The sequence below is a fragment of the Blautia sp. MSK20_18 genome (assembly GCF_020553125.1).
In the GTDB taxonomy this organism is placed as follows: domain Bacteria; phylum Bacillota; class Clostridia; order Lachnospirales; family Lachnospiraceae; genus Blautia_A; species Blautia_A fusiformis.
The window spans coordinates 1-18,928 of the sequence record NZ_JAJCGR010000034.1; the positions used below are offsets into that span (position 1 = coordinate 1).

Annotated in this window: 16 protein-coding genes and 1 rRNA gene; 16 read left to right on the plus strand and 1 reads right to left on the minus strand. The window is 46.0% G+C overall.

Features of this window, described 5'->3' with window-relative positions; all coding sequences use genetic code 11:
• The 11 genes from LI091_RS14910 to ptsP form a co-directional block, all read left to right on the plus strand.
• Window positions 1-1,024, plus strand: a 23S ribosomal RNA gene (locus LI091_RS14910); the annotation flags it as partial.
• A 205-nt stretch (window positions 1,025-1,229) separates the two neighbouring features.
• Window positions 1,230-2,057 carry an HAD family hydrolase gene (locus LI091_RS14915; protein WP_195274453.1) on the plus strand — a complete coding sequence of 276 codons (828 nt, stop codon included), beginning with the start codon at window positions 1,230-1,232 and terminating at the stop codon, window positions 2,055-2,057.
• A 41-nt stretch (window positions 2,058-2,098) separates the two neighbouring features.
• Window positions 2,099-3,409, plus strand: a complete 1,311-nt coding sequence (locus LI091_RS14920) for a peptidase dimerization domain-containing protein (protein ID WP_161209467.1) — start codon at window positions 2,099-2,101, stop codon at window positions 3,407-3,409.
• A gap of 104 nt (window positions 3,410-3,513) precedes the next feature.
• The gene (locus tag LI091_RS14925; RefSeq protein ID WP_161209465.1) at window positions 3,514-4,776 is read left to right on the plus strand and encodes an ABC transporter ATP-binding protein; all 1,263 of its coding nucleotides are present in this window, start codon (window positions 3,514-3,516) and stop codon (window positions 4,774-4,776) included.
• Window positions 4,769-5,623 (plus strand): ABC transporter permease, encoded by an 855-nt coding sequence (locus LI091_RS14930; protein ID WP_161209463.1) that lies wholly within the window; start codon window positions 4,769-4,771, stop codon window positions 5,621-5,623. Before LI091_RS14925 ends, LI091_RS14930 begins: the two co-directional genes overlap by 8 nt.
• Entirely contained in the window at window positions 5,620-6,414 is a 795-nt protein-coding gene (locus LI091_RS14935) for an ABC transporter permease (protein WP_161209461.1), read from the plus strand. Before LI091_RS14930 ends, LI091_RS14935 begins: the two co-directional genes overlap by 4 nt.
• Window positions 6,404-7,450 (plus strand): spermidine/putrescine ABC transporter ATP-binding protein, encoded by a 1,047-nt coding sequence (gene potA / locus LI091_RS14940; RefSeq protein WP_161209459.1) that lies wholly within the window; start codon window positions 6,404-6,406, stop codon window positions 7,448-7,450. The genes LI091_RS14935 and potA overlap by 11 nt, the downstream gene beginning before the upstream one ends.
• Complete coding sequence (locus LI091_RS14945; protein WP_015525682.1) at window positions 7,450-8,268, plus strand: ABC transporter permease; 819 nt, start codon at window positions 7,450-7,452, stop codon at window positions 8,266-8,268. The genes potA and LI091_RS14945 overlap by 1 nt, the downstream gene beginning before the upstream one ends.
• 12 nt (window positions 8,269-8,280) lie before the next feature.
• Entirely contained in the window at window positions 8,281-10,134 is a 1,854-nt protein-coding gene (locus LI091_RS14950; protein WP_161209457.1) for an extracellular solute-binding protein, read from the plus strand.
• A 33-nt stretch (window positions 10,135-10,167) separates the two neighbouring features.
• Complete coding sequence (locus tag LI091_RS14955; RefSeq protein WP_161209455.1) at window positions 10,168-11,208, plus strand: polyamine ABC transporter substrate-binding protein; 1,041 nt, start codon at window positions 10,168-10,170, stop codon at window positions 11,206-11,208.
• A gap of 29 nt (window positions 11,209-11,237) precedes the next feature.
• Complete coding sequence (gene ptsP / locus LI091_RS14960) at window positions 11,238-12,890, plus strand: phosphoenolpyruvate--protein phosphotransferase (protein ID WP_022426290.1); 1,653 nt, start codon at window positions 11,238-11,240, stop codon at window positions 12,888-12,890.
• A gap of 156 nt (window positions 12,891-13,046) precedes the next feature.
• Here ptsP and LI091_RS14965 read toward each other — a convergent pair whose 3' ends face one another.
• A complete protein-coding gene (locus LI091_RS14965; protein ID WP_021651064.1) occupies window positions 13,047-13,925 on the minus strand; it encodes a homocysteine S-methyltransferase family protein in 879 nt (292 codons plus the stop codon).
• 299 nt (window positions 13,926-14,224) lie between these two features.
• On the opposite strand from LI091_RS14965, the gene LI091_RS14970 reads away from it, so the two are divergent.
• From LI091_RS14970 to LI091_RS14990, 5 genes are all read left to right on the plus strand, one after another.
• Window positions 14,225-14,950, plus strand: a complete 726-nt coding sequence (locus LI091_RS14970; protein ID WP_015525686.1) for a polysaccharide biosynthesis tyrosine autokinase — start codon at window positions 14,225-14,227, stop codon at window positions 14,948-14,950.
• Window positions 14,951-14,986: 36 nt separating this feature from the next.
• Window positions 14,987-15,703, plus strand: coding sequence for a CpsB/CapC family capsule biosynthesis tyrosine phosphatase (locus LI091_RS14975; protein ID WP_015525687.1), 717 nt, complete (start codon window positions 14,987-14,989; stop codon window positions 15,701-15,703).
• Between the two features lie 12 nt (window positions 15,704-15,715).
• Entirely contained in the window at window positions 15,716-16,450 is a 735-nt protein-coding gene (locus tag LI091_RS14980) for a YveK family protein (protein WP_015525688.1), read from the plus strand.
• 51 nt (window positions 16,451-16,501) lie between these two features.
• Entirely contained in the window at window positions 16,502-17,296 is a 795-nt protein-coding gene (locus tag LI091_RS14985) for an immunoglobulin-like domain-containing protein (RefSeq protein WP_022426287.1), read from the plus strand.
• Window positions 17,297-17,383: 87 nt separating this feature from the next.
• Entirely contained in the window at window positions 17,384-18,802 is a 1,419-nt protein-coding gene (locus LI091_RS14990; RefSeq protein WP_265191311.1) for a sugar transferase, read from the plus strand.
• Window positions 18,803-18,928: the final 126 nt, after the last annotated feature.

Consider the following 18,928-nt stretch of genomic DNA (forward strand, 5'->3'; position numbering starts at 1 on the left):
CGAAGCTTTGAATTTAAGCCCCAGTAAACGGCGGCCGTAACTATAACGGTCCTAAGGTAGCGAAATTCCTTGTCGGGTAAGTTCCGACCCGCACGAAAGGCGTAATGATTTGAGCGCTGTCTCGGCAATACATCCGGTGAAATTGAAGTGCCAGTGAAGATGCTGGCTACCCGCGCCAGGACGGAAAGACCCCATGGAGCTTTACTCCAGTTTGGCACTGGGGTCCGGTGTTGCATGTACAGGATAGGTGGGAGGCTGAGAAACGGTAACGTCAGTTGCCGCGGAGCCGCTGTTGGGATACCACCCTTGTGATATTGGGCTTCTAACCAGCCGCCGTAATCCGGCGGTGGGACAATGCCAGGCGGGGAGTTTGACTGGGGCGGTCGCCTCCGAAAGGGTATCGGAGGCGCCCAAAGGTTCCCTCAGAATGGACGGAAACCATTCGAAGAGTGCAAAGGCAGAAGGGAGCTTGACTGCGACACCGACGGGTGGAGCAGGTACGAAAGTAGGGCTTAGTGATCCGGTGGTATTAAGTGGGAATGCCATCGCTCAACGGATAAAAGCTACCCTGGGGATAACAGGCTTATCACTCCCAAGAGTTCACATCGACGGAGTGGTTTGGCACCTCGATGTCGGCTCATCGCATCCTGGGGCTGTAGTAGGTCCCAAGGGTTGGGCTGTTCGCCCATTAAAGCGGTACGCGAGCTGGGTTCAGAACGTCGTGAGACAGTTCGGTCCCTATCCGGCGTGGGCGTAGGATATCTGAGAGGAGCTGTCCTTAGTACGAGAGGACCGGGATGGACGGACCGCTGGTGGACCGGTTGGCTTGCCAAAGCCATGGCCGGGTAGCCAAGTCCGGAAGGGATAAACGCTGAAGGCATCTAAGCGTGAAGCCCCCCTCAAGATGAGATATCCCATTCTTATGAAGTAAACCCCCTTGAAGACGACGAGGTAGATAGGGCAGAGGTGGAAGTGTGGTAACACATGGAGCTGACTGTTACTAATCGGGTGAGGGCTTGACCAAGAAACGCAGGTTAAGAATTGATTCAAAAAAGATTAACGATCATCAACAGAACATGTATGTAGTTTTGAATATACAATCGTAAAAAAGTGGCTTAAATGGCCACTTTTTTTGTGCTATAATAAAGAAATACTTTATCATCAATTTTCCTGTCAACTGAAAAAAGTTTCTCTATTTACAGTCCATAGCAAAACGAAAGGATTTATTTATGAAAACACTATACGTATCAGATCTCGACGGAACTCTTTTACGAAAAAATGAAACTCTATCTTCATATACAATAAAAATAATCAATGCTTTAACTTCTTCAGGCATGTTATTTTCCTATGCAACAGCTCGTTCCTTAAATACGGCAAAAAAAGTAACAGAAGGCCTTAACACACACTTCCCTCTTATTATATACAATGGGGCATTTGTGAAAGATAATATAACAGAAGAAATCCTTATTGCCAATTATTTTGAAGAGGATATATATGAGGTATTGAGGGATCTTTTTGCACACGAAATATATCCGATCATATATTCATATCAGGATAATGTTGAAAAGTTTTCTTATATAGCGGCAAAGGCAACAAGTGGAATGCAGGCATTTTTAAACAGCAGGAAAGGTGACAAACGTACGAATATTGTAACTACAGAGTCTGAATTGATGTATGGAGATTTTTTTTATATCACCTGCATTGATAAGCCGGAGAAGCTGGAACCATTTTATCATAAATATAAAAATAAATATCATGTTGTATATCAGCAAGATATCTATACAGGAGAGCAGTGGCTGGAGATCATGCCGCAAAAAGCATCCAAAGCGCAGGCTGCTTTGCAGCTAAAACAAAAACTGGAATGTGACAGATTAGTTGTTTTTGGTGATGGAAAAAATGATATTGATATGTTTAAAATAGCGGATGAAGCCTATGCAGTGGAAAATGCAGTGAGTGAACTGAAAGCTGTGGCAACCGGGATCATCGGTTCCAATGAAAACGACGGAGTAGCGAAATATCTCCAGAAAATATCTATTTCCAAATCAACTGTTTTATGATATCATATAGCTTAACCTGCGGAAAATGGAGGTTATAAGACATGAATCATATTGAAGAAAAGATCATTCAGACTATAGATGAACACAGAGATGAGATCATAGCCTTTGCGAAGGATATCCAGAGCCATCCGGAGCCGGGATTTTATGAGGAGAGAACAGCCGCACATGTTGCGGCTTTTTTGCGTGGCCTGGGACTTCGTGTGCATGGAGGACTTGCACGCACAGGAGTCCGCGCTGAGTGGATGGAACAGGACGGACCGAACGTTACGATTATCGGAGAACTTGACGCCATCGGATGTAAGTCGCATCCGATGGCTGATCCCGTTAATGGGACAGCACATGCATGCGGACACCACGCACAGATTGCAGCCATGATCGGCGCAGCATTGGCACTGACCAATGAGGAGGTTCAAGCCTCTCTGTCTGGGTCCGTATCTTTTTTTGCCGTTCCGGCGGAAGAATACATTGATGCAGATAAACGTGCACGGCTTCGGAAAGAGGAAATCGGCTTCCCGGCATCCGGAAAAAGCGAGCTGATCCGGCTTGGAGAATTTGATCATTCAGACATTATTTTGACCACACATGTGCACATGATGCCGGTAGAAGAAGATTTTTACCTGGGAAATGCGGCATGCAACGGATTTTCCGCAGAACGAGTGACAGTAAGAGGAAAAGCCGCACATGCAGCCATTGATCCATGGGATGGTGTCAATGCATTAAGTATTACTTCCAGTGCCATCCAGATGATGGGACTGATGCGGGAAACCTTCCGGGAGGAAGACCATGTGCGTCTTCACAACGTGATCCGAAAAGCCGGGGATGTGATCAATGCAGTTCCGGACGAAGCGGTGATCGAAACAAAAGTCCGTGCAGCGTCTCTGGATGCGATCCGGGCAACACAGGAAAAAATGGATCGTGCCTATGACGGAGCTGCCTATGCATTCGGTGGTACGATCGAAAGAGAACCGCTTCAGGGATATATGCCGATCCTGCACAGAGGTGCGGATAAAGTGATGGAAGAATCTGTAAAGCTTCTGGACGCTACGTACCGGTGCTCAAAGCCGGCAGATTTTAACAACGCCTGTACCGACGTAGGAGACCTGACCCATCTGTTTCCAGTGCTGAATTTTACATTCGGAGGATTTGCGGGAAAACTTCACGGAGCAGATTTTAAGATCATGGATGAAGAACTGGCATATATCAAACCAGCCAAGCTTCTGGCACTGACTACGTATCGTCTTCTCTGTGATCAGGCAAAAGAAGCAAAAAAAATCTGTCGGGAATTTAAACCTGTATTTAATAAAGAAACTTATTGTCAGTATATACGAGATAATTTTCATGAAAATGAGTAGTTAACCGAATCAGGAGAATCCCCTGCGAGAGTACAATAAGCAATCTTATATCAGGAAAGTCCCATGCAGGGGGCGGATATCATAGCAAACAGAAGGAGAACTAAATGTCCGAAATTTCATTAGAACTGAAAAACATAAAAAAGAGCTTCCAGGAAGGTGAGGACGTCCTGGAAAGCATCTGTCTTACAGCAAAAAAAGGAGAATTTGTCACTCTGCTGGGGTCTTCCGGCTGTGGAAAAACCACCACACTGCGGATCATTGCAGGCCTGGAACAGCCAGATTCCGGACAGGTTTTTCTGGATGGAAAGGATGTGACATCCCTGGAACCGAATCAGCGCAATGTGAACACAGTGTTCCAGAATTATGCACTTTTTCCCCATATGAATGTAGCAGATAACATTGGATATGGGCTGAAATTGAAAAAAATATCGAAAGCGGAGATCAGCAGAAGAGTCAAAGAAATGCTGGATCTTGTCCAGCTTCCGGGCTTTGAGAGGCGTAAGCCGTCAGAGCTTTCTGGCGGTCAGCGCCAGCGTGTGGCCATAGCCAGAGCACTTGTGAACAATCCGGAGGTACTTCTTCTGGACGAACCCCTTGGTGCACTGGATCTGCAGCTGAGGCGTGCCATGCAGCACGAGCTGAAGCGCCTGCAGAAGAAGCTGGGGATCACCTTTATCTATATCACTCACGATCAGGAAGAAGCCATCAACATGTCTGATACGATCGCTGTGATGAACCACGGTCGCTTTGAGCAGATTGGGACGCCGGATGAGATCTATAATCATCCGAAGACCAGCTATGTGGCAACCTTTGTTGGAAATGCCAATATCCTGACCGGTATTGTGGAAAGCATTGCGGAAGAGGAGATTGACGGTACTTCCGCTCAGATCACCGTAAGAACTGATGCCGGAAAAGTAAAAGTATCAATGGACACCGCAGCTACATCTGACAGAGGATATTTCCCACAAAAAGGAGAAAAGGTTACCATCGCAGTAAGAAGCGAAAATATCCGGTTTGAAGAAAATAAAAAAAATGCACAACAAAGCACGCCAAATTGCACATCAGAAAACACACAAAAGAGTGTACAGGAGCCCGCAGAAAAAAACGCAGATGACAGCTGCGATGGCTTAACCGCCGAAGTCATTGAAAAAACCTTCGCCGGCGGCCAGCTCCGTGTTGTTTTGAAAACTTCGGAAGGTCAGGAAATCGTGGCAAGCCGTTATGGAATTGATACAAATGTCAGTGTAGGAGAAAAGGTGCGCTGCTGTTTTCTTCCTACAGATGCAGTGCTGGTAGATCGGGAAGAAAGATCAGAAGAAGTATTGCCGGATCAGTCAGGTCCCTGTGCAGGAGGTACCCATGCGTAAGCACAGAGCAGGCTCCGTATGGATGATCCTGCCGCTGTACCTTTTTACACTGATCTTCGTCGCACTGCCTCTTCTGTATGTAGTTGCACTGAGCTTTTCCACAGCAGACGGCGGCTACGGCGTGAACTGGAAATTTACTCTGGATAATTACAAGCAGATCCTGGAGCCTGTATACCTGCAGACCTTTACGGGATCCTTCCGCCTTGCGCTCACCAGCACTTTGATCATCTGTCTGGTGGGCTACCCCTTCGGATACTTTATGGCAAAGCTTTCCGGGGGCAAAAAGAAGCTGGCCATGCTTTTCCTGATGCTGCCTTTCTGGGTGAATTCCCTAATCCGTCTTTATGGCTGGATCATCATTCTCCAGAAAAAGGGCCTTCTGAATTATCTGCTGATGAAGCTTGGCATCATCCAGGAGCCCTTAAAAATCCTGTACAGCTATCCGGCAATCGTGATCGGTATGATCTATGTATTGCTGCCGTTTATGGCACTGTCCGTATATTCCAGTGCGGAAAAGCTGGACTGGTCCCTTGTGGAAGCTGCCAGAGACCTCGGAGCCAGCAGATGGAAGGCTTTCTGGAGCGTCACTTTTAAGCTGACTTTGCCGGGACTTCTTTCCGGAGTGATACTTACCTTTATTCCATCTATGGGTCTGTTTTTTATTGCGGATATCCTGGGCGGAAACAAGATCGTACTTGTGGGAAGTCTGATCCAGGAGCAGATGACAAGAGGCAATAACTGGCCCTTTGCCGCAGCACTGGCTGTGGTACTGATGATACTGACAACTCTGATGATCGTATTATATCGGAAGCTTACCAATGTGAAGGAACTGGAGGGAATCGGATGAAAAAGAACTCAAAGCTTTCAGGACTGTACCTGGGAATCCTGTTTTTCCTTATGTATCTGCCCATTGGTGTGGTAGTGGTATTTTCGTTTAATGAAGCAAGACTTCCGGTGCGCTTTACCGGATTTTCCCTGAAATGGTATCAGGAACTGTTTCAGGACAGGGATCTGATCCAGGCATTGAAAAACAGTCTGATCCTGGCGGTGTCCAGCTGTGGGGTATCTGCATTGATCGGAACACTGGGGGCTGTAGGACTTTCCAGGATCCACTGGAAAACAAAAGGGGTGATGGAGTATATTTCCATCCTGCCTCTGATGATCCCGGAGATCATTCTGGGAATGGTACTGATGGCATTTTTCTATATGCTGAACCTGCCATTTGGAATGCTGACACTTCTGATCGGACACACGGTTTTCTGCGTGCCCTATATTTTGATGGAGGTAAAAGCAAGGCTTGTGGGAATGGATCCGTCCCTGGAAGAGGCAGCCAGAGATCTTGGTGCCGGTTCCTTTCGGGCCTTCTGGGACATTACCCTGCCGCTGATCATGCCGGCTGTTATATCCGGCTCTCTGCTGGCCTTTGCCATGTCCATGGACGATGTGGTGATCAGTATTTTTGTAACCGGGCCACGTGTATCCACGCTGCCGATAAAGGTTTACACACAGATGAAAACAGGCGTTACGCCGGAGATCAATGCACTTTGTACCATAATGCTGGGAGTGATCCTTCTGGTACTGGCAGTATATCTGATCGCAGGAAAACGCGGGAAGGGGAATATAAAAGATGAGCAATAAACTGATCGAGTTAAAAAATCTCACAAAAAACTTTGATGACCAGCAGGTGCTCCGGGGCATTAATCTGGACATTCACGAAAACGAATTCCTTACGCTTCTGGGACCCAGCGGCTGTGGAAAGACAACAACCTTAAGGATCATTGCCGGCTTTGAGGAGCCAAGCGGCGGAGAGGTACTGTTTAACGGAATTGAGATCTCCAAGCTGCCTCCATATAAAAGAGAGATCAACACGGTATTCCAGAAATATGCATTGTTTCCGCATCTCAATGTTATGGACAATATCGGTTTCAGCCTGAATCTGAAAAAGGTAGATAAATCTGTTATTGAGCAGAAGGTAAAAAGAATGCTGAAAATGGTAGGGCTGGAAGGCTTCGAAAAAAGAGATGTTACACTTCTTTCCGGTGGACAGCAGCAGCGAGTTGCCATTGCCAGAGCTCTTGTCAATGAGCCGAAGGTGCTTCTGCTGGATGAGCCACTTGGCGCACTGGATGCCAAGATCCGTAAGCAGATGCAGATCGAGCTGAAAAAGATCCAGAGAGAGGTAGGGATCACCTTCATCTATGTTACCCATGACCAGGAGGAGGCACTTTCCATGTCTGATACGGTAGTAGTCATGAACAACGGTGAGATCCAGCAGATCGGCAGCCCGACAGATATCTATAATGAGCCGGAGAACCGTTTTGTTGCCGGCTTTATCGGAGAGTCCAATATTATAGAAGGAATAATGATCAGGGATTTCCTTGTGGAGTTTGATGGCTTCCGTTTTGAATGTGTAGACAAGGGATTTGAGGACAACGAAGCCATTGAGGTTGTTCTCCGCCCGGAGGATCTGGATATTGTGGAACCGGATCAGGCCAAGATCAGAGGAACGGTACGGAACATTACGTTCAAGGGCGTGCATTATGAGATCCTGGTTGAGACGGAGCTTCGCACATACATGGTGCACACTACCGATTATGCAGAAGTGGGACGTGAAGTGGGACTGAAGTTTGGTCCTGAGGATATCCATGTTATGTGCAGAATGGGAGGATACTAATGAAACAGTTCAAGCATCTGATCAAGCCGTATATCATCTGGGCTTCGATCCTGATCGTGGTACCATTGATCCTGATCGTGCTTTATGCATTTACCTCAGATGGAAATGAAGTTCTGACCCTGCATTTTACATGGGCGAATTTTGCAAAATTTCTGGAAGCTACATATTTAAGTGTTATCCTGAAATCCTTCCGCCTGGGTATCCTGACCACACTGATCTGCCTGGTCTGCGGATATCCGCTGGCATACATTATCTCCAAATATTCTGAAAAGGTGCAGAGCTTTCTGATCCTTATGGTCACCATTCCCATGTGGATCAACATGCTTCTCCGTACCTATGCATGGATGAACATTCTTTCTGACAATGGTCTGGTGAACAACCTTCTGAAAATGCTGGGAATCTCACCGATCACCATGATGTATACAGATTTTTCCGTTATCGTGGGCCTTGTTTGTAACTTTATGCCCTTTATGATCATTCCAATCCATACATCCTTAAGTAAAATGGACAAGTCACTGATCGAAGCGGCCAACGACCTTGGTGCCAATCCCTTTCAGACCTTTTGGAGGATCACCTGGAAGCTTTCCATGCCAGGTGTGGTCAATGGTATCATGATGGTATTCCTTCTGTCCATATCAACCTTCGTTATTCCGAAGCTTCTCGGCGGCGGCCAGTACATGCTGATCGGTAATCTCATCGAGTCACAGTTTATTTCTGTAGGTGACTGGAACTTCGGAAGTGCCATCTCTCTGATCCTGGCAGTGATCATCCTGATCTTTATGAGCCTGATGAAGAAGATGGATACTCAGGACGATTAAAGGAGGCAGGAGATGAAAAGAAAAAATACCATATTTTCAAAATTATATGTAGTGCTGTGTCTGGCATTTTTTTATCTGCCGATCCTTGTGACCATGATCTTTTCCTTTAACTCATCCAAGTCCCTGACCAGATTTACAGGATTTTCCCTGCGCTGGTACGGAGAGCTGATAAACAACATGGAGATCAGTAAGGCAGTTTATGTTTCGGTTACAGTGGCAATTCTGGCAACTGTTATTTCCACAGTGCTGGGAACCATCACAGCCATCGGACTTTCAAAATCCAGAAAGGTGCTGAAGGAGATAGTCCTTACCATCAATAACTTTCCAATTCTGAATCCGGAGATCGTAACCGCGATTGGTCTGATGCTGCTGTTTTCTTCGCTGGGAATGACGAAAGGCTATCTGACCATGCTGCTGGCACATATCGCATTCTGTACGCCCTATGTGATCACCAGTGTATATCCGAAGGTACGAAGCCTGGATCCGAACCTTGCCAATGCAGCCATGGATCTTGGTGCAACGCCATATCAGGCACTTACCAAGGTTATCGTGCCCATGATCAAAGAAGGGATTTTTGCGGGAGCGCTCCTGGCCTTTACCATGTCCTTTGACGATTTCGTAATTTCCTACTTTGTTTCCGGAAACGGAGTAAAAAATATATCCATTGTTGTATATAATATGACAAAGCGTATCAATCCCACTATCAACGCCCTTTCTACTATTGTGATCGTGGTCATTGTACTGGTGCTTCTTTTTGCAAATCTGATCATGCCGAAGCTTCAGGCCTCCACCGTGAAAAAAATGGATCCGAAAAAAAGAAGGATCGTTGCGGTTGTCACAGCTGCTGCGGTTGTTCTGGTATTGGGAAAGTGGACGATCGTAAGTCAGGGAAACCATGTGCTTCGTGTATATAATGCCGGAGAATATATGGACCTGAGTCTTCTGGACAAATTTGAGAAGCAGTATAACTGTACTGTTGTATATGAAACCTTTGAGTCCAATGAGATGATGTACACCAAGCTGGCCAGTGGTGAAACCTACGATGTTCTGGTTCCGTCAGATTATATGATCGAAAGACTGATCAAGGAGGAATATCTTCAGGCCCTTGACTGGAAAAAGATCCCAAACAGCAAAAATCTTCTTCCCGAGGTACAGAATAAGGACTATGATCCGGGAAATCGTTATTCCTGTCCGTATTTCTGGGGAACTGTAGGAATCCTTTATAATAAGAATGTAGTCTCTCAGGAGGATCTTGACAAAGAGGGCTGGAATATTCTCTGCGATGAAAAATATAAGGGAGATCTTTATATGTATGATTCCGAAAGGGATTCCTTTATGATCGCCCTGAAAGCGCTGGGGTATTCCATGAACACAAAAAATCTTGATGAGATCCAGCAGGCTTATGAGTGGCTGATCCGGCAGAGAGATACCATGGATCCGATCTATGCAGGTGATGATGTGATCGACAACATGATCTCAGGAAACAAGGCAATGGCGGTTGTTTATTCCGGAGATGCTTCCTATATTATCAGCGAAAATCCGGAGCTTGGCTATTATACTCCGCAGCAGGGAACCAATACCTGGTATGATGCCATGGTCATCACCAAGGACTGTAATGAAGTAGATCTGGCTCATGAGTTCATCAATTTTATGCTGGATGATGAAAATGCTCTTTCCAATACCGAAGAAGTAGGATATACTTCTACTGTAAAGAGTGCATTCGAGGAGATGAAGAACGGAACTTATGAGGGAATTTCTTCCTATATTCCGCAGATCGACAATCCAAAGAATGAGATCTTCGGATACCAGAAGCCAAAGATTAAGAAGAAATTCGCAGAGCTTTGGACAAAGGTAAAAGCAAAATAACAAGACGTCAGAGAGAGACATGAAGGAGGTTCTATGAAATCAAAAAAAGCAGCAGCGATCATGTTATGTGCGGTACTTGGAACATCTATGATAACAGGTGTCAGTGTCAGTGCAAAGGATAAGGATGAACTGGTACTTTATACATGGGACGGAATGTTTCCGCAGGAAGTGCTGGATGATTTTGAAAAAGAAACAGGGACCAAGGTGGTATATTCCAACTTTGATACCGATGAGACCATGCTTGAGAAGCTTTCCCAGGCAAAGGGCGGCGATTACGATGTGGTAATTGCAGATGATTACATTATCGACAGCGCGGTAAAAGAGGGACTTGTCCAGAAGATCGACAAGGATACCGTTTCCAATTTTAAGAACATCAACCCCCTTTATCAGGGACAGTTTTATGATCCGGATGACGAATATACAGTACCTTACGGAGCAGGAATCCCACTGATCGTTTATGATCCGGAGCAGGTAGATATCGACATTAAAGGATACAAGGATCTCTGGGATAAGTCTCTGGAGGACAGCATTGCCATCGTAGGTAATTACCGCGTGATCTGTGGCATCACACAGCTTTCCATGGGAGAGAGCATGAACGAAGAAGATGTAGCCGTGATCGACAAGACCGGTGAGAAGCTGAAAGAGCTGGCACCGAACATTCGTATGATCCAGGATGACAATACACAGAATGCCCTTCTCAACGGAGAGGCAAGTGTGGCATTTCTTTATACATCACAGGTAACACAGGCACTGAAGGATAATCCGGATCTTAAGGTGGTTTATCCTAAGGAAGGTCTTGGATTTGGTATTATGGGAATGTTTGTGCCAAGTGAAGCACCGAATGCGAAGGCTGCCAATGAATTTATCAATTATATCCTGGAGCCGGAAGTATCTGCACAGTGCATCAACTATATCGGATACTACAATACAAACAAGGCAGCAGATGATCTGGTAGACGAGAGCCTGGTTGTTCCGGACAGCGTGACAAAGGGTGAGATCGTACAGAATGTAAGCCAGGAAGCAGAGCAGGAATACAATAAGATCTGGACAGAGTTTAAAGCTGCCTGCGATTAAGCAGACGAACCAGTAAGGGGGTTTTTCAGGTGGAGATATACAAAGGTACATCCGCTTTTTCCGGAATAGCCATTGGAAAAATACTGTATTACCACAGAGGCGAATATCAGATCCGTCAGTCCATGGTAGACAATGTAAAAAAGGAGCTGGATCGTCTGGATAATGCAAGAACAGCGGTAAAGAACCAGATCCAGCATATGTATAAAAACGGAGCACCCCTCCCTAAAGAGCAGGAGCTGACCTTGAAACGTCAGCTGAAGCTCTTAAGTGGCGGCAGCTTTCAGCGGGCCGTGGAAAGCATGATCACGACAGAAAAGGTCAGTGCAGCTTACGCAGTCCAGACAACCAGGGATGAGCTTGCCAATGTGTTCCGCAAGCTGGAGGACGAGGCTGTCAAAGAACAGATCGAAAATATCAGGGAGATTTCTGAGCTGCTGATCGGCGCCATGGGTGGCTCCCATGCACGGATCAATCTGGGAGATGAGCCGGTGATCCTTGCAGCAGAGCAGCTTTCCCCCAATGAACTTCTGGAGATGAACAAAGCCAGTCTTCTGGCGGTAGTCATGCATCAGGGGTCTGTTATTTCCCATGTATCGATCATGGCAAAATCCATGGAAGTCCCCACCCTGGTCGAGGTGGAGATACAGAAAGAATGGGATGGTCATATGGCTATTGTAGATGGGTATACAGGAACACTGTATATCGATCCGGAGCCGGAGCTTCTTAAGGAATATGAGATCCGTCATGCAGCAGATAAGGAAGAGCGGGAAGAACTTTTGAGACTTCGGAACCAAAAGGATATTACAGCCGATGGCAAGGAGATCAAGCTTCTGGCAAACATCGGAAATCTGGATGATCTGAATACGGTTCTTTATTACGGAGCAGCAGGTATCGGCCTTCTTCGAAGTGAATTCCAGTATCTCGGAAGAGAGAATTATCCAAGAGAGAATGAGCTGTTCCGTGCCTATAAAAAAGTAGCTGAGGATATGGATGAACGTCCGGCAGTGATCCGTACCGTGGACCTGGGGGCAGACCGTCAGGCAGAATATATGGCAATTCCTGATGAGGTCAATCCTATGATGGGAAACCGCGGCATCCGCCTCTGCCTGGATCGCAAAAAAATGTTTAAAGCGCAGCTTCGGGCTATTTACCGTGCAAGTGCCTATGGAAATATCAACCTGATGTATCCGATGATCACGTCCGAGGATGAACTGGATGAGATCGAGAAGCTGATCCGTGAGGTAAAAAAGGGCCTGGATGAGAAGAACATTCCTTACAAAAACATCCGTACCGGAATTATGATCGAAACACCGGCAGCGGTCATGATCAGTGAAGAACTTGGAAAACGTGTGGATTTTCTGAGCCTAGGAACCAATGACCTGACCCAGTATACCCTGGCTATGGACCGGCAGAATCTTCTTTTGAAGGATAAATACAACGATCATCATCCAGCGCTTGTAAAGATGATCCGCATGGTAACAGAGGCAGGACATAAGTCAGGATGTGAAGTTTACATATGCGGAGAGCTGGCAGCAGATTCCAATCTTACAGAAGCTTTTATCCAGATGGGAGTGGACGGCCTTTCCGTTGTTCCTGCCTGTGTACTTCCAGTGCGAAAAGCGATCCGCAGCTCCTATGCGGATGAGGCAAACCGGCCGGAAGAAGCAGTAAAAGAGAAATAATATCCGGAAAAATAAAAATCCTGAGAATTTCTATATTGATATCTGTTGATATCTCACATAGGATCCTCAGGATTTTTTTGACGGAATCTTTCACTCACGGCTTATTGCTGTTCTCAATTGAAGCAGTGCGTGGAAGCATATCTGTTCCGGTTAAAGTTATCGAAGTCCAAGCACCTGGGCGGTTTCCGAAATAAACTCCGGTGTGGTACCACAGCATCCGCCGATCACGGAAGCACCGTTGTCCACCAGCACCTTCATATAACCTGCAAAATCCGCAGGGGTCATGCTGTAAACTGCATTTCCAAGATCATCGATCTGGGGCATTCCCGCATTGGGTTTGGCAATGACCGGAATGGAAACGTTCTCTTTGATATTACGGATAACCGATACCAGCTGATCCGGGCCAACCGAGCAGTTGATGCCGACAGCGTCTGCACCTGCAGCTTCCAGGGACATGGCAGCCTCTATGGCATTTCCGCCGCTGAAGATACTTCCGTCTGCTTCTACAGTCACGGTACAGATGATAGGAAGCTCGCAGACACTCTGGCAGGCGTCTACAGCAGCCAGTGTCTCCTCGATATTGATCATGGTTTCCGCTACGATCAGGTCCACACCTGCATCACGGAGATAGCCGATCTGTTCCTGATAGACTTCGAAGGCTTTTTCGTAAGTCATGTCACCGGCCGGTGCCATCATCTTGCCTGTGGTGGTGATATCACCTGCTACGAAAACACCCTCCGGTGCGATCTCCTTTGAATAGCCTGCCAGGGTATGATTGATCTGTTCGATCTGATCCTCCAGTCCGTGCATAGTGAGGTTAATGCGGTTTCCGCCGAAGGTAGGCGCATAGATGATATGGCTTCCCGCCGCGATGTATGCCTTCTGCAGAGACTGGATCACATCCTTGTGCTCAAGCACCCAGCTCTCTGTGCAGACACCACGCGGCATGCCGGCCTTCATCAGGTTGGAGCCGGTAGCACCATCCAGCAGCAGGACATGATCTTCGGTCAGTTTCTGAAATTCCTGTTTTGTCATATGTTTATATCCTCCTTATGGCAGCCAATCACGGTTGGCAAAAAATAGGGCTCCTCCTGTAACCGCTGCACTCATTGCCGTGGGTTTATTTTAACACAGGGAATAAAAATAATCTATCCTGTTTCTGGGCCGGGAAATAAAAAATAATAAAAATTAGGCAAATTGTACATATTTAACGACTTTTCTGTCGAATAAAGAACTTGCGTATTAGAAAATAGGATTGTATAATAACCTATAGACATGCCCAAAGGGCAAGACTGTCATCAGATAGAACAAAAAGGTAAAGGTGAAAAGGAATTATGATTAAAGTTAAACTGAGCAACTGGAAGTCTGATCACCAGATGGATGAGGCTTATAAAGCTCTGCGAACAAATATCCAGTTCTGCGGAGCAGATAAGAAAGTGATCGCACTTACCAGCTGTACTCCTAATGAGGGAAAGAGCAGTGTGGCATTTAATCTTGCTGCCTCTCTTGCTGAGAGCGGCAAATCAGTGCTTCTGATCGATGCCGATCTGCGTAAATCCGTTTTGATGGGACGTGTGACAGTAGACCAGGAGGTAATGGGACTTGCTCATTATCTTTCCAAGCAGGCCAAGCTTTCTGACGTGATCTGTGCCACTACACTTCCGAAGTTCCATATTATCTTCTCCGGTATCGTACCTCCGAACCCGGCAGAGCTTCTCGGAAACAGACTCTTCAAGGATATGATCCGCGTGGTAAGAGATGTTTATGATTACGTTATTGTAGATACACCGCCGCTTGGACTGATCATCGACAGTGCTATCATAGCAGATTCCTGCGACGGATCTGTAATCGTCGTTGAATCCGGTACTATCAGCTACCGTTTTGTACAGGAAGTAAGAGATCAGCTTGCCAAGAGCAACTGCCCGATCCTGGGAACCATCCTGAACAAGGTGGACTACAGCAAGGCCGGCAATTACGGTCACTATGGCAAGTATGGTAAATACGGCAAGTACGGTAAGTATGGTTCCTACGGAGATTATGGTGAGAGCAGCAGTAAATAAAAAAACATTGACAACAGAAATGAGTGGGTTATTTTAATGAAGGGACTTTATGATATTCATTGTCATATCCTCCCCGGGGTGGATGACGGTGCAAGAAACATGGAAGAATCACTCTGGATGCTCAATAAGGAGTATCAGGAGGGCGTACGTCATGTGATCCTGACACCACATTTCCGGTACGATATGTTTGAGCCGCATATGAACATTGTGACAAGACAGTTTATGCAGCTGCGTAGAGCAGCCATGAATATTGGTGATGAAGGCATGAGACTTTATCTGGGCTGTGAACTCCATTCCAGTATGGATATGGTGGAATGCCTTAAGAAGGGACGGCGGCTTACCCTTGCAGGTTCCAGATATGTGCTTGTGGAATTCAGCAACGGAGATGAGAAAAATTATATTGAAGAACGGGTCAGAAGTCTTCTGATGAATGGTTTTATCCCGATCATCGCTCATGTGGAACGTTATAAGGCTACCCGGAACGATATTGGATTTTTGACAGAGCTGAAGGATATGGGAGCACATATCCAGGTCAATGCAGATACCATCAGCGGTCAGGACGGATTCGGGGCAAAAACCTTTGCACGGAAAGTCATGAAGCATGGGCTTCTGGATTTTGTCGGTTCTGACGGACACCGTAAGACGGAGCGTATCCCGGAGATCGGCAAATGTGTCGCCAAAATGGAAAAAACAATGGGGAGCGAATATGTAAAGAAGATCTTTATCAAAAATCCCCGGAAAATCACAGGGTAATGGAGAAAAGAAATGGAAAATCAGACTGTTAACAACAACGACGAAGTAGAGATCGATCTTGGTGAGGTATTTCACCTGTTACTGAGCAAGCTGGGTGTTATCATTTTATCCGGTATTGTTTTCTGCCTGGCAGCTGTTATGGGAACCATGCTTCTGATCACACCGAAGTATGAATCCACAACCAAGATCGTGGTACTGTCCAAGCAGGACAGCAGCACACTGACCAATCAGGATATCCAGACAAGTACATCACTGACCAAGGACTATGCGGAGCTGATCAAGAGCCGTACAGTTACTGAGGGTGTGATCGCACAGCTGAAACTGGATATGACACATGAGGAGCTTCTTAAGAAGCTTTCCGTAGATACACCAACGGATACACGAGTAGTATCCATCACAGTTACAGATACCGATCCTTATACAGCGGCACAGATCGCAAACGCAGTAAGAGATATTGCTTCCAAGCATATCCAGCAGGTTATGGATATCAAGGCAGTAAATGTGGTAGAGACAGCAAACATCCCGGATGAGCCGTCAAGCCCAAGCGTACCGAAAAACGGTGTGATCGGCGGACTTCTGGGTATCCTTCTGGCAGCAGCCGTTGTGCTCATCGTATATCTGACAAACGATACTGTAAAGACACCGGAAGACGTAGAGAAATATCTTGGATTAAGCGTACTTGGTACAATCCCATACTCTTCCAAAATGGGCAAGAAATCCAAAAAGAAAAAGAAACGTCACGCATAAAAATAACAACAACGGATCAAAGTGTTGGGAAAGGCCGGGAGCAGCAAAAATATGAAGAAATTTTTTGTGTTTTTATTAGTGGTCATCTGCCTTGGTATGGGAGCCGGTGTAGTATACATGAAGAGCTCCGAGGATAATGAAGGACCGAAGATCACATTTGAAGAGGGAAAAGATACGAATTATACATCCGATATGACAGAAGAGGATCTTCTGAAGGATGTAAAGGCACAGGATGACAGAGATGGAGATGTTACAGAGTCTCTTACTGTAGAAACCATATATCCGAAGAATGACGGAAAACAGGTTTCTGTTATCTTTGTTGCAAAGGACAAAAACAACAATGTAACAAAAAAAGAATTTACCATGGAAGCTCAGGACGGCAGTGCCGAAAATCCGCAGCTGGGACTGATCGATAATGACGGTCTCACAGAGGACGGAGATTCCACAGATACCACAGAGCCTGCAGAAGAGACAGATATGCAGGATGGGACAGAAGCAGACAGCACAGATGCTGAAAGCGGAGATTCCGCAGAAGGAGAACTGACTCCGGAGGAACAGGCGCAGAAGACACAGGAAGACAAGATCGAGCAGCTTTCTCCGCAGGATCCAAAGATGTATCTGACTACATATTACGTAGAGGTACCGGTAGGAACTACGCTGGATAAATTAAGCTATGTAAAGGATATCCAGGATGATACAGAGTCAACCAGTGATCTTTTCAAAAGGATTCAGATCACCGGTGATGTAAATACAGCTGCACCGGGAACTTACGAGCTTACATATTATGTAGTAGACAACAGTGGAAACAGCTCCAACGGAGCCGTACTTACCATTGTTGTGAAATAAATATCATCCCCTCTCCAGGTGCCTGAGATACCGGAGAGGGGATAAAAGCAACAAAAAATGTAAGCGAGGGAAGGCGTAGAAAAGAATATGTATCAAAAAGAAAACAGCAGCTGGGTAAAACATGCCGATTTTACGATTTGCGATATGTTGTGTCTGCAGCTTGCGTTTGTACTTGCATACTGGATCCGAAACGGGATCGATCAGCCATACGAGACAGAGCTGTATCGAAATGTGGCAGTGGTGATGTTTCTTATCCAGCTGATGGTCACATTTTTTAATGAAAGCTTCAGCGGAGTTCTGCGAAGAGGAATGCTGGTGGAACTGAAGAAAACCTTTGAACAGTGTACACTGGTCTGTCTTCTGGTCCTGGCATATATGTTTCTTTTAAGAATTGGAAACAATTATTCCAGAATGATCCTGCTGATCACCTATGTACTTTATATCTGCTTCAGCTACTGCGGCAGACAGGCATTGAAGAAATTCCTGAAGGATCACAGATACGAAGAAAGCGAGAAGCGATCCCTGCTGATCGTTACAGTCAGTGAAAATACAGACAATGTGGTGGAAACCATCCGCAAGAATAATTACGGAACCTATCATTTGGCAGGAATTGTTTTTATGGATTGTGACAAGAAGGGAGCATCCGTCTGTGGAGTGCCGGTAGTAGCCGGAAAGGAGGATATGATCTCCTATATCCATAAGAACTGGATCGATGAAGTATTTTTTGCAGTGCCTAAGGAAATTCCGATCCCGGAGCAGATGATCAAGGATTGTTCTGCAATGGGAGTTGTTATCCATATGAGACTGGCAACCATGAAATCCCTTGGCAAGAACCAGGTGGTGGAGGAGCTTGGCGGATACACTGTGCTTTCCAGCAGTATCCACATTGTGACACCGCGCCAGATGTTTGTGAAACGAGCTATGGATATCGCAGGCGGTCTGGTAGGTTGTCTTTTTACAGGAATCGCAGCGATCTTTCTGGTTCCGGCCATTAAGATCAAATCTCCGGGTCCTGCATTTTTCTCACAGGTCCGCATGGGAAAGAACGGTCGTCCGTTCAAGATCTATAAATTCCGCTCCATGTATATGGATGCAGAAGAACGCAAAAAAGAACTGATGAAACAGAATAACATAAAAGATGGAATGATGTTCAAAATGGATGATGATCCACGAATCATCAAAGGAGTAGGACATTTTATCCGAAAGACATCCCTGGATGAATTTCCACAGTTCTGGAATATTCTGAAAGGAGATATGAGTCTTGTAGGAACCAGACCGCCGACAATGGATGAGTGGGAGAAGTATGAGCTTCACCATCGCAAACGTCTGGCCATCAAGCCGGGACTTACCGGTATGTGGCAGGTAAGCGGTCGAAGTGATATTACGGATTTCGAGGAAGTCGTAGAGCTTGACACAAAGTACATTGCCGAATGGTGTCTGAAACTGGATATTGAGATCCTGGTTAAGACAGTTATGGTCGTTTTCCGCGGAAGCGGCGCCAAATGATTCATACATATTGAGATTCGAATATAATGACCCGGGCTGCGGAGACGCAGTTCGGGGATAAAAATAAATTAGATAAGTTATAAATATAAAAGAGGAAGTAAAAAATGCAGATTTTATTGATCATGC

What these genes read in the sequence shown, in the direction of transcription:
- LI091_RS14915 (WP_195274453.1), top strand. Translation starts at nt 1,230, where the DNA reads ATGAAAACACTATACGTATCAGATCTCGACGGAACTCTTTTACGAAAA.
- LI091_RS14920 (WP_161209467.1), top strand. Translation starts at nt 2,099, where the DNA reads ATGAATCATATTGAAGAAAAGATCATTCAGACTATAGATGAACACAGA.
- LI091_RS14925 (WP_161209465.1), top strand. Translation starts at nt 3,514, where the DNA reads ATGTCCGAAATTTCATTAGAACTGAAAAACATAAAAAAGAGCTTCCAG.
- LI091_RS14930 (WP_161209463.1), top strand. Translation starts at nt 4,769, where the DNA reads ATGCGTAAGCACAGAGCAGGCTCCGTATGGATGATCCTGCCGCTGTAC.
- LI091_RS14935 (WP_161209461.1), top strand. Translation starts at nt 5,620, where the DNA reads ATGAAAAAGAACTCAAAGCTTTCAGGACTGTACCTGGGAATCCTGTTT.
- potA (WP_161209459.1), top strand. Translation starts at nt 6,404, where the DNA reads ATGAGCAATAAACTGATCGAGTTAAAAAATCTCACAAAAAACTTTGAT.
- LI091_RS14945 (WP_015525682.1), top strand. Translation starts at nt 7,450, where the DNA reads ATGAAACAGTTCAAGCATCTGATCAAGCCGTATATCATCTGGGCTTCG.
- LI091_RS14950 (WP_161209457.1), top strand. Translation starts at nt 8,281, where the DNA reads ATGAAAAGAAAAAATACCATATTTTCAAAATTATATGTAGTGCTGTGT.
- LI091_RS14955 (WP_161209455.1), top strand. Translation starts at nt 10,168, where the DNA reads ATGAAATCAAAAAAAGCAGCAGCGATCATGTTATGTGCGGTACTTGGA.
- LI091_RS14965 (WP_021651064.1), bottom strand. Translation starts at nt 13,925, where the DNA reads ATGACAAAACAGGAATTTCAGAAACTGACCGAAGATCATGTCCTGCTG.
- LI091_RS14970 (WP_015525686.1), top strand. Translation starts at nt 14,225, where the DNA reads ATGATTAAAGTTAAACTGAGCAACTGGAAGTCTGATCACCAGATGGAT.
- LI091_RS14975 (WP_015525687.1), top strand. Translation starts at nt 14,987, where the DNA reads ATGAAGGGACTTTATGATATTCATTGTCATATCCTCCCCGGGGTGGAT.
- LI091_RS14980 (WP_015525688.1), top strand. Translation starts at nt 15,716, where the DNA reads ATGGAAAATCAGACTGTTAACAACAACGACGAAGTAGAGATCGATCTT.
- LI091_RS14985 (WP_022426287.1), top strand. Translation starts at nt 16,502, where the DNA reads ATGAAGAAATTTTTTGTGTTTTTATTAGTGGTCATCTGCCTTGGTATG.
- LI091_RS14990 (WP_265191311.1), top strand. Translation starts at nt 17,384, where the DNA reads ATGTATCAAAAAGAAAACAGCAGCTGGGTAAAACATGCCGATTTTACG.